Raw genomic sequence first — 14,457 nt, forward strand, 5'->3', positions numbered from 1 at the left:
GGGGAATCGATTCGAAATGAGTCCTCTAGTTTAGCCGCAATACCGTTCAACGAAGGAGCCTCGGACCGTCGAAAGAATTAGCGGCGGGACGTAGTGGACGAGGTTACGAGTCCCAGCGATTTGGTCTGATGCAAAAGGACTCGTAACCTCGTCCACTACGCTTCGTTAAACGTTTCCGGTTACCGTTGGAAGATCGGCAGCAGGCTGCGGGGAGTGTTTAAGATGATGCAGGCCATTGCCGTGGCGTAGGTGCGGTCGGTGTAATCGAGCCAGCTGCCGTCGTTTAGTTGTGCCGACAATAGAATGTCTCGCAGTTGTTCGTACCACGCTTTCCAGTCGGAGCCGCCTCGCTGCCAGAGTGCCTGCACCGAATAATAGTGTGCGTAAAAGAAGTAGTTGTTGCGTTGAGGCGAGAAGTTGTGACCGGCTCGATTGCTGAGGAAATCGTAGCCGTCGTCGAGCTCTTTGCCGCGGTAGCGTCCCGCGTTTTGAAGCGCCACGATCGCGCCGGCGGTCAGCGGGAATCGGCTCTCCCCACCGGTCAATTGGTACATAAAACCGCCGTCGGGATTCTGGCATCGCCGCACGTAATCGACCGCCCTTTCGATCGTCTCTCCCGGAACAAAGGTCCCCGCGTTGCGAGCCGCTCGCAAAGCCATCATCTGGCAGATCGTTACCGACAGGTCGGCGTCGCGCGGCTCGGGTTCATATCGCCAGCCCCCTTCGCTGTTCTGCGAGCGGACGATCAGATCGACGGCATGGTTCAGCTTGCGTTGCAGATCCTTGCGGTCGCTGGTCCCATAGACTTCGGCGAGGAACAGCGTGGCAAAGCCGTGGCCGTACATCGCCCCGCGGCTTACCGATTCGCGTCGGATGATGAATCCCGTTTCGTCTTCACACGCGTCGGCGATGTAGTCGACGCAGCGATCCAGCGCCGCGCCGTGAGGCCCGCGATCGGGCAGACTGCCTCGCGACAACATCGCCAGCCCGGCCAAGCTGACTACGGCGACGTTGCGTCCCAAGCCGGTGCCGCGGCCATCGCCAAAGCTGCCGTCGGCGGTTTGACGCGCGACCAGCGAGGCGAGTCCACGATCGATCGCCAGCGAAACGGCAGGCGTGTAGAGCCCATCGTCGCCCGTTTGAGCAACCGCCGCGACGGGCAAGGCCGATGCGGTCAGCAAGCCGATCGATCGGCCGATCAGGTCGCGCCGCGAGATCGCGCCGGTGCGTGCGAGATTGTTGGTCAAGGTTTCGCGTCCGAACCGGAGGAGAGTTGGCGGAAGTATTCGGTGATCGCATCGCGATAACGGGGCAGGAACTTCTCTGGCAACGTCGCCTGCAGTTCGCCCCGAATCCGCTCGGGCAAGTGTCCCCAAACCGCTTCACGCATGCCTTGCAAAGGGCCCGCGTTGACGATCACGTCGGTGCTGCTGCCGACTTCGGTTCCAGGCTGCGTTCCCAGTTCGGGTTGCTGCGGTTGCTGGCCTTCGCGGTTCGGATCGGTCTCCGGTTTTTCTGGCCCCGCCTGCGACATCTGCTGTTCCTGCGCACGCTGCGACGACTGGGACTGGTCTTGGTTGGCGTTTTGCCCCGCTTGATCGACGATCGTCTGCAGCATTTCCAACGCCCGTCGCTGAGCGGCTTGCGTTGCCGGTCCGGCATCCCCTTTGCCAAGCCCCGCGATCGCCTGCTGCATCTCGCGATCGACAGCCTGCAGCGTCTTCAGCATGGCATCGACCGGCTCCCCGGCGGCTTGCGGATCGTCGGTTGCCGGTTGCTGCTTTCCGTCCGATTTCGATTCGGCTTGCATCGCCTCGTCTAATAAACCGTCCAGATCGCCCAGCAGATCGGCAGCCGGCGGCGGTTGATCCCCGCTTGATTCTGGCGGCTGAGCCCTTGCGATGGCAGCCACCCCGGCGACCGCGAGCATGAACGACGCAGCAAACGCGACGGTCATGCTGCAGCGGAGGCGATTCGCAGTCGATGCTTGGCTCACGGGGAAGTTGTCCTTGCGGGGCGGATTCACGTTTTGGCGGTTCGTGTTATTGTAGCAGTTTGCTGCGATTTGAACTGGGGACGGTCCCGGCCGATCGGAATTCGAAGCTGGGAATTTGTGTCAACGCTATGTTTGGTTTGGACGTTCGCTTGCAAGCTGTCTTCGATCAGGTCCGTTGCTCGACGCATGTCGACGTCGGTTCGGATCACGCGCGGCTGTTGGCGGCGCTGCTGAAAAGTGGCCGGATCGAGCGTGGGATCGCCATCGAAAACAAGCAGCAGCCGTTTGTGAACTCCCGTCGTCGATTGGCGAACCTGGCCGCGGACGTTCGCTTTGGCGATGGACTGGCGGTCTTGGAAGCGGGGGAAGCGGAGAGTTTGAGTATTTGTGGGATGGGCGCCGAAAGCATCGTACAGATTCTCGAAGCGTTCCCTGATCGCGTCCCGCCACGCGTCTTCCTGCAGCCGAATCGGCAGTCCGAATTGGTGCGCCGGTGGGGATTGCGAGGCGGTTTTCAATTGGTCGACGAACAGATCGCCTGCGGCCATTGGCCCTATTCGATCCTCACGTTTCAGCGCGCTGCCGATCGGGACGACCCGGCTTACGATGGCGTCGATCGCGATGCGGCACTACTGTTTGGTCCGCTGAATCTGCGACGCCGGTCTGCGGTTCTGGAGCGGGTGCTGCGCGAAGAGCTGGAATATTTGCAGCGTTTCGAGCGGTTGGAGCCAGCCGGGATCCGGCGTCGCGAAACGATCGAAGCGGTGCTGGCGACGTGGAACGAGACGCAAACGCCGCTGCCGCGATAAATATGGCCAAGCGGCAGCTCTCCGCTTGAGGAATCGCTCGCCGGCAGAAATCTGCTTTGTTTTGACTCCTGAGAATCGTCGTCGAATGTACGACGCAGGTGGTCATGTTAAAGTGACGCCACCGGTTATCCGACAGCTCGCCTTCCCTCCCCTCTCCTCCCTCCCAGAGAACTCTCCTCATGCAAACGCTCGATTATGTCGTCATCGTTGTCTATTTGATCGTGATGATGGGAATGGGGATGTTGTTTAGTCGCGGGCAATCGCGCCGCGAGTTTTTTGCCGCTGGCGGTTCAATGGGGTGGATGGTGGTAGGGCTGAGCGTGATGGCGACGCTGTTTTCATCGAACAGCTTTGCGATGTATCCATCGGTCGGCTACGGCGACAGCCTTCGCGTGGGGATGATGTTGGTGGGGGCGACGCTGATGTCGCCGATCGTGATTTGGGTTTTTATTCCCGTCTATTCGCGATTGAACTGCACGACGGCGTACGAATATCTGGAGCGTCGGTTCCATGTTTCGATCCGCTGTTTGGCCAGCGGTTTGTTTATTTTGTTGCGGATCGGGTGGATGGCGTCGGCGACGTTTGCGGCTTCGTTGGTGATCGCCAGCGTCTCGCAGGTGCCGCAAGTCACGGTCATCCTGTCGCTGGGAGCCGTCTCGATTCTGTATACGATGGTCGGTGGATTGCGAGCGGTGATGTGGACCGACGTGCTGCAGTTCTTTGTTTTTGCCGGGACGATTCTCGTCGCCCTCTCGCTGCTGATCTACACCAGCGGGATCGGCTTCACCCAATCGATCAGCAGTTATTTCGAAGGCCGCTCCAGTATGTTGGTCGACTGGACTCCCTCGATGACGCTCAAGCATGGCAGTTGGGCGGTGCTGATCGGCACGTTCCTGGAAGCGCTGTCGGCCTTTGGTGCCGACCAAGTTGCGGTGCAACGCTACATCTCGGCCAAGTCGGAACGGACATCGCAGATCGGATACTTGGTGAACCTGATCGGGATGTGGTTGGTGATCCCGGGCCTGCTTTTGATCGGTGTCGGGCTGTTTGCGTTTTATGGCGAAAACCCCGCTGAATTGCAGCCGCTGTTGCAAGGCGTGAGCGTGGGCGAGCTGCCGTCGCCGCTCGAATCGGTTGCGATGCGCGATGCGGTCTTGGCGGCAGGAGTGCAGGACAAGGTCTTTCCCGAGTTCGCTCGAATGCACTTTCCACCGGGGATGGTGGGATTGTTTCTTGTCGCGTTGATGGCGGCGGTGATGTCCAGTATCGACTCCGGTATCCACTCGGTCACGACGGCGATCATTGTCGATTTTCGCGACCGTCTGATGCCCGCGTGGAAGCCCGACGACAGTGCCCACGATGTTGGATTGATCCGCGGATTGTTAGTCGTCGTCGGTGTGTTGAGCGTCACGTTGGCTTGTTTTGTCGGGCCGCTTGGTGATGTGTTTGACATCGCCAAGAAACTGACAGCCTCCTTCGGCGGCCCGCTGTTGGCTGTCTTTATCCTCGCCTTTTTCTCACGGAAAGCCCGCGCTGCGGCGGTCTTTCCCGGGACGTTGATCGCTGCCGCGGCGACGATGGCGATGATGTATCATTTCGACCAATGGTTCTCGATGTGGTTCTGGCCCGTCGGGTTTGGATTGACGTTGGTGTTGTGCTTTGCGATCAATCTCTGCTTGCCGCGGACAGCCGGATCGGGTGAAGAACCGTTGACCTTTGCAGCCGTGATGCGACAAAACCCCAAGCGTAAGCAGGAGCTTCCGTCCGAATGAAATTCTTGAATTCAACCGCCCCGGCGATCCGGGCGCTCGATCGTCAGCAGACCCTGGTTGTCCTTCCGACAGCGGCTGTCGAACAGCATGGCCCGCATCTTCCCTGCGGCACCGATACGTTGATCAGCGACGCGATCGCCGACGCAGTGGAAGCTCAGGCGGCCGATTGCGTTCTGCGTTTGCCGACTCAGTGGATCGGTGCCAGCGCGCACCATCTGCGACTCGGGGCGACGTTGGATTGCGACCTGCCAACGTACATCCAACTGTTGTGTCAGACGTTGCAGCCGCTGCTGGAAATGGGCTTCTGCCGTTTCCTGATCCTCAACGGACACGGTGGCAACATCGATCCGATGCGAGTCGCGGTGCGTCAATTGCAATCGCAGTGGCCCGACCGGTTGCTGGCTGCCGCGTCGTATTGGTCGATCGCGGAGGCGGCGATCGCCGATCGCCTGACCGGGGAAGACAAAGCGGTTGGGCACGCGTGCGAAGCGGAAACGGCGTTGATCCTGCATCTGCGTCCAGAGCTCGTCGACACCGCGGCCGTCGAGTCGGCGATGGGATGGAAGCCCGACGCGGTCGAAGGAATGTTCATCTGCCGCGATATGAAGCAGCGAACCGCCGCCGGAGCGACAGGCCGCCCCGATCTGGCGACAGCCGAACAGGGACGCCAGATGTTCGAAGGAATCGTCGATCGAGTGAGTGTTGCCGTCGACCGATTATTGGCCGAACCCCTGCCCAGCTAGCCAACGACAAGAGCGAGCGAGTCGAGGGCGTGTAACCCGGATTGGACGCGTATTCCCTGGGCGGAAGGTCTGTCTGTTATACGTAAGTCATGGTGAGTTATCGCGACCGAACGCTTGCCAGGCCAGCGGGAAGTCTTTCGTTCGTCGCAGACCGTTCCACATCGCATTTATCCGAGTCAGGGCCGCAGGCTCGACCGTTTGCATAGCCCAGGCCATCGGCCTGGGTTCTAGCGGCGATGATTGACATGGTTGGGTTGTAGGCCCGGTCGATTGCCACCCCCCCCCGGGGCGTTGCCCCTTCACCCGTTGTGAAATGAAACCGGGCACCGTCGACTGATACCCAGCCCTGCAGGCTGGGCTATGCAAATTGCTGGACCTTCGGCCCGCGCCAGGCGTGCCAGGAACGTGCCTGTCCCTTTCGCCCCTTGCTTTCGCCGTTGCCTGCGACTTGCGTATAACTGACAGGGCGGAAGGTACGGCGATTTACCTATGTAAATTGCCGGACCTTCGGCACTTTGCCTTTTATTTGCTCGACGTTTCAGCGGGCTCTGGTTTGGGAGCCGCCAGTTGCTTGGCGACTTCACCGGCGATCATGTTCTCGATCTTTTCGGACCACAGGCCGGGGATGCCGTAGTAGACGTTCGATCCGCCCCCTTCATAGCCCCCTTCGTTCAGGACGCGGCGCGAGGGGATGTAGGCCATCACGTCGTTGCTGTATCCGGCAACCCAGATCATCGACGCGCTATCCTCTGGCGTGCCGGCGGCTGTCGATTTCAATCGCAGCGCGTAATCGACGACCACTTCGCCGCCCAGGAAGACCATCCGGATGTCGTCGCCAATTTTCCAACTGGCAACGGGATAGGGATAGGTTTCGTCGAGCGTTTTCGCATCCCCCAGTCGACCCAAAATGTATTCCGCTCGGCCGCGCTCAAACTTGTTTGTCGTCGTCTCTCGCGTTTGGATCACTTCTTCAACCGTTGGCACATCGACCAACGGAAGGTCGAGTTCGGTGTAGCTGGTTTGCAGCGAGGATGCGACTGGGTGGACAAATCCTTCGATGACTTCGGCAACCGCTGTTCCCAATCGCTTGCCGTACTGTTGAGCCAATTCGATCGTACGCCGTGGCAAGGGATTTTGGTCGGCACCGCAGCCCGCCCAGAACATCGCGATCGCTTCGGGGTAACGCTCTTCGACTTCGATCTGAGCGTAGCCGGGATAGTCGCCCGACCACTGATAGATTCCCAGCACGGTGGCGTGGCAAGCGTAGCCGAAGACGACCGTACGCAGCTTTTGATCGGCGTCGCGGACCAACAAGACAGGGACGTCGTGGTCGGAGGGGCCGTTCAGTTTTCCCTGGACTCGCAGGGCGGGGACATCGTTCTGAACGTTGTCGCGTCGGTTGACGGCAACGCTGCAGCGACCGTTGCCCCAGGTGAGCCAGCTAGGCTGGAGCGATTCAAAAGAGGAGTCGACGATCGATACGATCTTCTCGATCAACTGTTGCTCGTAATCGTCCAGTTGCTGCTTCTGCTCTTCCGGCACCTGCACGTAATGCAGTGGTCCCAGGTTCGCACCGACTGCTGGGCCGGTGTGGGTGTGGGAGCAATTGATTGCGATCTGGTCGCGCGACAGATTGTGCTTCTTGCCGATCTGGTCGCAGATTTTTGTCGCGGTGTCGCGATGGATTCCGACGAGATCCAGAGTGATCAAGACGGCGGTGTGCCCCGCCGCGTCTTGCAGCACCAACGACTTGGCCCACAGGTCAGTCAACTTGCCTTCGGCTGGATGGTCGCGGCCACCGTAGCCTGCCATCCAGATCGGTTCATCGGGAGTGATCGAGATCCGTGCCGAACCCGCTTGCCAAGGCTGAGCGGATGCGGTGAGCGGCAGTAGCACAAAGAGGAAACAAGCAAGCCATTTCATGATGTGGGACCCTTTGGTTAAAAGGTTGTGTCGCGTATTAAAAACTGCGACGGCGGGAAAGGAAGGCAATGCGGCGAGGTGCATTGAGCCGGGAGGTGGGACGGCGAATCCTAGGAGATCACCGTGTTTTGTAGGTCGGATTCCGCGTAGCCGCGGAATGGCTCCAGGTCACGGCCGATGGGCCAATGCTGGATAAGGGCTTTCGGGCTTAGTGCAGCGTCAACACTAAAATTTAAGGTAGTGGACGAGGTCACGAGTCCTTTCGCGCCAGAGATTATGGGGACTCGTGACCTCGTCCACTACCATCCGTCCTAAAATCAAAGTTTGACAAACCAATAGGATCCCATCGCGACGATGGGATCGATCGGCCGAGGTTTGTGATCAGGTGTCGATGATATCTTCCGCCGAGAAGATCGGCGCTTTGTTCTCTTCGACGTTCTGTTCCTCTCGCCACGGCTTCTTGTTTTTGTAGCTGTCGAGTTCCTCTTGCAGTTGTTTCAACTGTTCGTGGCTATCCTCTTTGCCCAGGTCGACAGCTTTCTCGGACCATTCCAACGCTTTGTCGAAGTCGCCCGTTTCGGCATATGCTGCGGCGAGCGTGCTGAGGATATGAGCCTGCTTGTATTCGGTCAGCTTGGCCGCTTGTTCGGCCATTTCGAGCGAACGAGCGCCGTTGCGGACCGCGTCTTGAGGGCTGGTTGCCATCACCCAAGCCAGGTTGTTGAGGATCCCTGCTTTGCTCTCGTCGATCTCGATTTCGGCTTTCAGAGCCGCTTCGTAATCTGCGATCGCTTCCTTGTGCTCGCCAACGCTCAGCCGCGTGTCAGCTCGAATTCGCAGCGCCCGCCAGTTGCCCGGTTCGCGGCGAATCACATCGGTCGTGACGTCGATCGCTTTCCGGGGACGGTTGTCCATTTGATAGAACGAAGCCAATTGGATCGCCCAGGTGGCGTTCTCGGGGAAGCTGCGGACCAACAGTTTCATGTCGTTGATCGCATCGGGCAGCCGACCCTCTTCAGCCGACAGATAGGCTCGCAGCAGGACGCCTTGCACGCTGCCGGGGTTCAATTCCATCGCTTTGTCCAAGTCGCGACGAGCCGCGGCGGTGTCGTCGCGGCTGAGATAGATCTCGGCGCGGGCGAACAGCGACGCTGGATCGCGGGGCTGCAGTTCGATCGCTTTATTGAGGTCCGCGATCGCTTCGTCCAGTTTGTCTTCGGTGCGATAGATCGCCGCTCGCAATTGATACAGCGACGCATCGGGTTTGGCTTTCAAACCATCGTCGAGGATCGTCTTGGCTTCGTCCAAACGTTTCAGTTCGGCAAGCGCTTTGACCGCCGTCGCGGTGACGCGGGTGTTGGTTGGATCGACTTTCAGAACATGTTGCAGGTCGGCGACCGCTTCGTCGAACTTCTGTTGTTGGAAATAGAACTGCGATCGGGCTTGGTAAGCTTCGATGTTCTCGCTGTTCGTTTCGATCGCCTTATTAATATCGGCCAGCCGGGCTTCGATATCGGTTTGCATCAGCGCTCGCAGCATGTAGGCTTCGCTTTGCGCATACGAATCTTCTTTCAACGCATCGACCGCCGCGGTGGCTGCTTTTAACGCACGCGTCCGGTCTCCGCCGGGCAATGCGTTCAAGCGGGCGATCAGCGTCTGCGCTTCGGCGAGCGTAGGATCGTTGTCGACAGCGGTCTCGAGGTGCTTGAGCGCTTCGCCTCGCAGTTGAGCCAGATTTCCGGCTTGCGGTTGGCGGAACATCTGTTGAGCGATCGCCTTGCCCCGTTCCAACGCCACGCCAGCTAGCATCTGCTTGGCAAAGCCTTCGTTCTCTTTATCCAATCCCTTGGCGAGAGCCGACTGCAACAGATCGCCGATCTTATTTAGGTCGTCCAGCGTCTTGGCGTCCAACCGCATGACCATCGCTTCGTCCAAATCGGGCTGCCCCTCGCCATCGGCGAAGGCCAGCGGGGCGGTTCCCCCAAAAATCGATAGCACTGCAAGCAGCAGCGGAACGCGAATAGCGTGGTGGAACAACATAGATCCCTCTCCGTGTGGATTGTGTTTCATCGGTGTTTGGTTCGAATGGATCGCGATGCGAGAATCGACCAGTTTGGCCGGGCGTTTGTGGCAGGAAGCGGCAAGCCTGTGTTTTATTATGGCCTGTTTGGCTAAGCTACGCCAACGGTGATCTCGCCGCTTCTGACCAGAACTCGCCCGAAATTGACTCCGTCGCCCAGCTTCGGGTCCATCCCATGGGTAGGATCGGGCGGCAGAGAGGCCCAAACCGACGGTGGTGCCCGCGGGTCGTCGGCTGGTTCGGTACAATGGACCGGTAGAGAATGGAGAAAGATCGATCGCCAGGCCCCATCATTTCGCGTTTTGAAAGGCTGGCTGTATCGGTTGTTGAGACGAGACAGAACGAGGGGTTTGATGAGAAATGCTGTGGATCGACGTCGACAACCCTGTGCCAACCGCTCTTTACCCTGGTGGCGATTGGGCCCCTGTTTGTTAGCAATCGCCGCGTTGGCTTGGCTGCCGTCGTTTGGGACGCCCACTTCGACGGCGACTTCCACGGGCCAGTCGCCGCCGATCGAAGCGACTCTTGTCGCCCATTGGCAACAGCCGGCGGCCCCTCCGATCTCGCTGCCCGAAATCGATCTGTCGGATCTCGAAGCAGAGGAATCGGGAGATGGCGAACCGCTGTCGGCCTCAGGAATCGAAAAGAATCTGAAGGGTTCGATGACCAAGGAGCAGATCTCAGCCGCCGATCTGGCCGCTGCAAATCAGATGGTCGAACAGTTGACGCCGGTCGATTGGTTGGGCCCGCTAGCACCAGTCGCTTTGTCCCCCTTCTTCGGAATCACGTGTCTGTCGGGGCTGGCGCTGTGGAGTCCCGAGTGGATGCCGGGGAATGGTTTGTTGGACGCCGCGACGCCGCTGAAGAATCCGAACCTTTTCTGGGCCTTCGCCGCGTTGACGATCATCACTTCGCTGCCGCGGTTGTCGAAGGTCAGCAAGCCGGTCGCGGTGGCTGTCGACAAGGTGGAGGCTTACGCGGGAATCATCACGCTGATTGCGATTCGCTACATCGCGTCGCCGAATGAAGTCTTGGACGAAAGTCCCGAGATCGTCGAGGCGGGAATCGTTTCGGGAACCGTGGGGGCTCTTTTATATGTTGCGATGGTGATCAACGTGTTGGTGATCAACAGCGTGAAGTTCTTCTTTGAGTTCTTGATCTGGCTGACGCCGATTCCGTTTTTGGACGCTTGTTTCGAATTCGCCAACAAAACGATGTGCGCGGGATTGATGGCTTTGTATGCGCTTAGCCCGACGCTGGCGACGGTGTTGAATCTGGCGGTCTTTGTCGTCTGTCTGCTGGTTTTGCGATGGATCAACCGCCGCGTTCACTTCTACCGGCACATGGTGTTCGATTCGTTGTGGCCGATGTTCCAGAAGACGTACGGTCGGCCGTCGCGGGCTGAACTGGTCGTCTTTCCCAAAACCGATTGGAACGGCTTTCAGGATAAGGCCTGTGTCACGCTCTGCCGTCACGATCAGGGGTGGACGATGCGGCAGAGGCGTTGGTTCCGAACTCCGTTGACTAGCGATCTGCCTGCGGATGCGAAGCTGAAGATCACCCGCGGTTGGTTGACCAACACGTTGGAGATCAGGACAACCGAACCGGTCGTGATGATCTTCAGCCGTCGATATCACGGCGATTTGCACACCGTTGCCGAATTGATCGGTGCGGAGGTGGAGGTGGTCGAGGAGACGCCGCAGCCGAAGCCGGCGAAAACCGAATTCGCCTGATCCCCTGCCCGGCTTCGCGCATCGCGAACGCCCCTTTATGGTTTACTCTGGGCCGCGACGATGGGAAGTCTATCGGTGACGCGAGCCCAGGTTTTTCTCGGGACATCGGTGATTCGTGACATATCTTGAGGCGTTAACGATCCGGTTGGCTCAAGGTGCGGCAGAGCTGCCCGAAGCGATGCGGCAGCGACAGGGCGATTGGCTGTTGGCTCAACAGCGACCCGACGGCGGTTTCGCCGGTCGCGAAGGGGGCAGCGATCTCTATTACACCGCCTTTGCGCTGCGATCATTGATGATCCTGGGCCTGTTGGATGGCGAACCGGCCGATCGCGCCGCCGAATTTTTGAAACAGCGGTTGCAGGGACGCGAAGCGATCATCGATCTGATCTCGTTGATCATGGCGGCCAAGATGCTGGAGATCTCCTCGGGGATCGATGTGATGCAGTCGGCCAACGGCGGATGGCAGGATGCGATCGCCGAGCTGTTGGAAACGCTTCGCCGCGAGGACGGAGGGTATGCGAAGAGTCCCGAAGGGCGAGCGGGCAGCACCTATCAAACCTTTCTGACGCTGTTGTGTTACGAATTGATCGAACGCTCGCCACCGGAACCTCGCCAGATCGAAGCCTTCATTCGCGGCCAGGCTCAGGTCGAAGGTGGCTTCTTGGAAATTCGCGTCGGCAAGCGTGCGGGAGTGAACCCGACGGCAGCAGCGATTGGTGCGCTGCGGGTGCTACAGAGACTGGATGAACCGACACAGCAGTTGACGACTGAATTTCTCGCCGAAATGCAGATTAATGATGGCGGCATGACGGCCAACACGCGGATTCCTATTGCCGACTTGTTAAGCACCTGTACGGCGATCGTGACCTTAACCGATCTGCAATCGTTGGATCAGATCGATCGCGCCGCGGCCACGCGTTATGTCCATAGCATGGAACGGCCGGGTGGCGGGTTCGCCGGATTCGAAATGGATCCAGCCGAAGACGTTGAATATACCTTTTATGGGCTCGCCGCATGTTCGTTGCTGTCGTTGTGATCTTCTTCGGGTGGCGGGGATGAAGGAATCGACGACCGACACCGAACCGCGAGACCACACGACGGTTGCGTCGACGCAACGGCGTCGCCAAATGGTTGCTTGGCTGGCTGCCGCCTGTTTTTTGATTGGTGTCGCGCTGACCGCAAGTCGCATCGCCTTGGCCTATCAACCCCCTGGCCCGTTCGACCCTTCGCGGCAGGGCTACTGCGACTTTCACAACGGTGTCTATTTTCCGGCTCTTGCGTTTCGGGAAGGCGTTTCGCCCTACAGCGCCGCCTATGTCCAGCAGTATCCGGTCGAGCGGTCGATCCCGTTTTATTCCCCCTTGGTCCTCGCTCTCCACACGCCATTAACCTGGTTGCCGCTGCCGGTCGCCGAAGTTGTGTACTTCGTCGTGTCGCTTGGAATGCTGTTAGGGATTGCCTGGCTTTCCGTCCGCTGGACGACTGGCGGTGCCGGTGCGGGATGGCGTTGGGATTGGTTTTGGATTATTGCAAGTGCGTTGGTCTTTGCGCGAGGTGGGCAACAGACGCTCTTCACCGGCTACTTCACTTTCGAATTGATCCTAGGAGCATTGCTTGCTGTCCACTATGGCAAGACGCATCCGTGGCGGAGCGTGCTGGGGTTGGTGGTCATCTCCTGCAAGCCGACGTTTGTGCTACCGATCGCGGGGTTGATGTTGTTTCGCGGTAACATCAAAGCGGTAGCGCTTGCCGGAATGATCTCCTTGGTTCTTGCGGTCGCTTGTTTTGGCTGGTTGATCCAGTCGGGTTCGGCTTCGCAAATGATGTCCGATATCGGCACCAGTCAAGATGTCCATCGGAGCGATGATTACGAAGTACCGGCCAATACGTGGACGCGTATCGACCTCTTAGCGATCGTTGCGAAATGGACCGATTGGGTGCCCGGCGATGCAACGCATCTGGTGTGGATGATCGCGATCCTGCTGCCCGCAGCGATCGTGTTGATGGTCTACCATCGCCACAATCGCGACGACGGCGCGGCGACGGGACTCAGCGGCGCGATCGTGCTGTTGACCTCGCTGGTCGCCATTTTTCATCAGGTCTACGATGCGATGATTTTGACGCCGGTGATCGTTGCGATTTTGATCGCGTTGCGACCGGCATGGGATACGTTGAGCTGGCGAATGCGGATGTTTTTGGCGATCTCGATGTTGATGCCCGCTCTGAATTACGCTTCGAGTTTGATGGTCTTAAATCGCTTCCAGATCGACGGTTTCGCGAAGGATGTTGTCACGAGTCTGAATGCGATTTCGCTGCTAATCGCCTGCGTGGTGCTGCTGTTTTTGGCTTGGAACCGTCGTGATGGCAAGGTGAACCAGGTTTCTGTTTAAGGCATTCGCCGCTGGGCAGTTGCCTCCCGTTTCCGAGGCCGAACACACGCCAGCGGATACGGCAAATTGAAACATTGAATTGCCCTGGCGGTGGTGGCGATCGGCAATGCAACGCGTCGCCCCGCCGTCTATACTGGGATTCGTCTTGCTAGTTTGAATTTGCCCCGTTCACCGAGGAGCTGAGAATGATGAAACTCACGCGTCGCAATCTTTTGCAATCCACGATCGTCGCTGGCGTCGCCGCTTCGAGTGTCTCCACCGCAACGACCGTGTCGGCTGCTAACGATTCCAGCGTTCAATCGCTTCCCGAGGGTGCAGTGATTCTGTTTCAAGGGGATTCGATCACCGATGCCCGCCGCGATCGCAAGAAACAGACGGCGAATCAGTCGGCGGGGCTTGGCGATGGCTATCCGTTTCTGATCGCCGGTGGCCTGTTGGAGTCGCATCCGGCCAAGCGGTTGCAGATCCACAATCGTGGGATCAGTGGAAACAAGGTCCCCGATCTCGCGAAGCGTTGGCAAGCAGATTGTTTGGATCTGAAGCCGAACATCTTGAGTATCCTGGTTGGCGTGAACGATATCTGGCACAAGCTCAATGGCCGCTATGACGGTTCGGTCGCGGTCTACGAAAGTGGCTACCGCGAATTGATCGAGGGAACGTTGTCGGCGCTGCCCGATGTTCGCGTTGTCGTTTGCGAACCGTTTGTGCTGCGATGTGGTGCGGTCAACGACAAGTGGTTCCCCGAATTCGATCAGCGACGCGAGGCGGCGCTTCGCGTTGCCGATTCGATGAGCCTGACGGTGGTTCCGTTTCAGCAGATGTTCGACAAAGCGATCGACGACGCCCCGCCGGCCTACTGGGCTGCCGATGGCGTCCATCCAACCCTGGCCGGTCACACGCTGATGGCGAAGACCTGGCGAGAAACCGTCGGCGTCTAAGACGTTGTCGAGAAAAGGATATCGCTAACAATCGCTTCACCGCGTGGGAGTCTTCCCCACGCGGTTTCTTTTT

General features: G+C 58.9%; 11 protein-coding genes. 7 read left to right on the plus strand and 4 right to left on the minus strand.

The annotated features are described in order from the left end of the window. Window positions 1–179: 179 nt before the first annotated feature. Together Poly24_RS04840 and Poly24_RS04845 are read right to left on the minus strand one after the other, a co-directional pair. On the minus strand, window positions 180–1,247 hold the full coding sequence (locus tag Poly24_RS04840) for a prenyltransferase/squalene oxidase repeat-containing protein (RefSeq protein WP_145091266.1): 1,068 nt from the start codon (window positions 1,245–1,247) through the stop codon (window positions 180–182). Then, window positions 1,244–1,996, minus strand: a complete 753-nt coding sequence (locus Poly24_RS04845; protein ID WP_145091268.1) for a hypothetical protein — start codon at window positions 1,994–1,996, stop codon at window positions 1,244–1,246. Before Poly24_RS04845 ends, Poly24_RS04840 begins: the two co-directional genes overlap by 4 nt. Window positions 1,997–2,124: 128 nt before the next feature. On the opposite strand from Poly24_RS04845, the gene Poly24_RS04850 reads away from it, so the two are divergent. The 3 genes from Poly24_RS04850 (at window position 2,125) to Poly24_RS04860 (ending at window position 5,320) form a co-directional block, all read left to right on the plus strand. Beyond that, window positions 2,125–2,805 (plus strand): tRNA (adenine(22)-N(1))-methyltransferase, encoded by a 681-nt coding sequence (locus Poly24_RS04850; RefSeq protein ID WP_145091271.1) that lies wholly within the window; start codon window positions 2,125–2,127, stop codon window positions 2,803–2,805. A 179-nt stretch (window positions 2,806–2,984) separates the two neighbouring features. Next, entirely contained in the window at window positions 2,985–4,577 is a 1,593-nt protein-coding gene (locus Poly24_RS04855) for a sodium:solute symporter family transporter (RefSeq protein WP_145091274.1), read from the plus strand. Beyond that, entirely contained in the window at window positions 4,574–5,320 is a 747-nt protein-coding gene (locus tag Poly24_RS04860; protein ID WP_145091277.1) for a creatininase family protein, read from the plus strand. The genes Poly24_RS04855 and Poly24_RS04860 overlap by 4 nt, the downstream gene beginning before the upstream one ends. A 522-nt stretch (window positions 5,321–5,842) precedes the next feature. Here the strand turns inward: Poly24_RS04860 and Poly24_RS04865 are convergent. Together Poly24_RS04865 and Poly24_RS04870 are read right to left on the minus strand one after the other, a co-directional pair. After that, the gene (locus tag Poly24_RS04865) at window positions 5,843–7,243 is read right to left on the minus strand and encodes a neutral/alkaline non-lysosomal ceramidase N-terminal domain-containing protein (protein ID WP_197452327.1); all 1,401 of its coding nucleotides are present in this window, start codon (window positions 7,241–7,243) and stop codon (window positions 5,843–5,845) included. A 381-nt stretch (window positions 7,244–7,624) separates the two neighbouring features. Beyond that, on the minus strand, window positions 7,625–9,283 hold the full coding sequence (locus Poly24_RS04870; protein ID WP_197452328.1) for a tetratricopeptide repeat protein: 1,659 nt from the start codon (window positions 9,281–9,283) through the stop codon (window positions 7,625–7,627). Between the two features lie 393 nt (window positions 9,284–9,676). Between Poly24_RS04870 and Poly24_RS04875 the strand changes: the two genes are divergently transcribed. From Poly24_RS04875 to Poly24_RS04890, 4 genes are all read left to right on the plus strand, one after another. Next, the gene (locus Poly24_RS04875; RefSeq protein ID WP_145091298.1) at window positions 9,677–11,056 is read left to right on the plus strand and encodes a hypothetical protein; all 1,380 of its coding nucleotides are present in this window, start codon (window positions 9,677–9,679) and stop codon (window positions 11,054–11,056) included. Between the two features lie 115 nt (window positions 11,057–11,171). Next, window positions 11,172–12,092 (plus strand): prenyltransferase/squalene oxidase repeat-containing protein, encoded by a 921-nt coding sequence (locus Poly24_RS04880; RefSeq protein ID WP_231753470.1) that lies wholly within the window; start codon window positions 11,172–11,174, stop codon window positions 12,090–12,092. 19 nt (window positions 12,093–12,111) lie between these two features. Then, on the plus strand, window positions 12,112–13,446 hold the full coding sequence (locus Poly24_RS04885; protein WP_197452329.1) for a glycosyltransferase family 87 protein: 1,335 nt from the start codon (window positions 12,112–12,114) through the stop codon (window positions 13,444–13,446). A 185-nt stretch (window positions 13,447–13,631) separates the two neighbouring features. After that, on the plus strand, window positions 13,632–14,384 hold the full coding sequence (locus Poly24_RS04890) for an SGNH/GDSL hydrolase family protein (RefSeq protein WP_145091304.1): 753 nt from the start codon (window positions 13,632–13,634) through the stop codon (window positions 14,382–14,384). Window positions 14,385–14,457 lie beyond the last annotated feature (73 nt).

It is taken from the genome of Rosistilla carotiformis (assembly GCF_007753095.1).
Taxonomy (GTDB): domain Bacteria; phylum Planctomycetota; class Planctomycetia; order Pirellulales; family Pirellulaceae; genus Rosistilla; species Rosistilla carotiformis.

Bases quoted from the DNA above. Each gene is read 5' to 3' on its own strand.
- Poly24_RS04850 (WP_145091271.1), top strand. From the start codon at position 2,125: ATGTTTGGTTTGGACGTTCGCTTGCAAGCTGTCTTCGATCAGGTCCGT.
- Poly24_RS04855 (WP_145091274.1), top strand. From the start codon at position 2,985: ATGCAAACGCTCGATTATGTCGTCATCGTTGTCTATTTGATCGTGATG.
- Poly24_RS04860 (WP_145091277.1), top strand. From the start codon at position 4,574: ATGAAATTCTTGAATTCAACCGCCCCGGCGATCCGGGCGCTCGATCGT.
- Poly24_RS04865 (WP_197452327.1), bottom strand. From the start codon at position 7,243: ATGAAATGGCTTGCTTGTTTCCTCTTTGTGCTACTGCCGCTCACCGCA.
- Poly24_RS04870 (WP_197452328.1), bottom strand. From the start codon at position 9,283: ATGTTGTTCCACCACGCTATTCGCGTTCCGCTGCTGCTTGCAGTGCTA.
- Poly24_RS04875 (WP_145091298.1), top strand. From the start codon at position 9,677: ATGAGAAATGCTGTGGATCGACGTCGACAACCCTGTGCCAACCGCTCT.
- Poly24_RS04885 (WP_197452329.1), top strand. From the start codon at position 12,112: ATGAAGGAATCGACGACCGACACCGAACCGCGAGACCACACGACGGTT.
- Poly24_RS04890 (WP_145091304.1), top strand. From the start codon at position 13,632: ATGATGAAACTCACGCGTCGCAATCTTTTGCAATCCACGATCGTCGCT.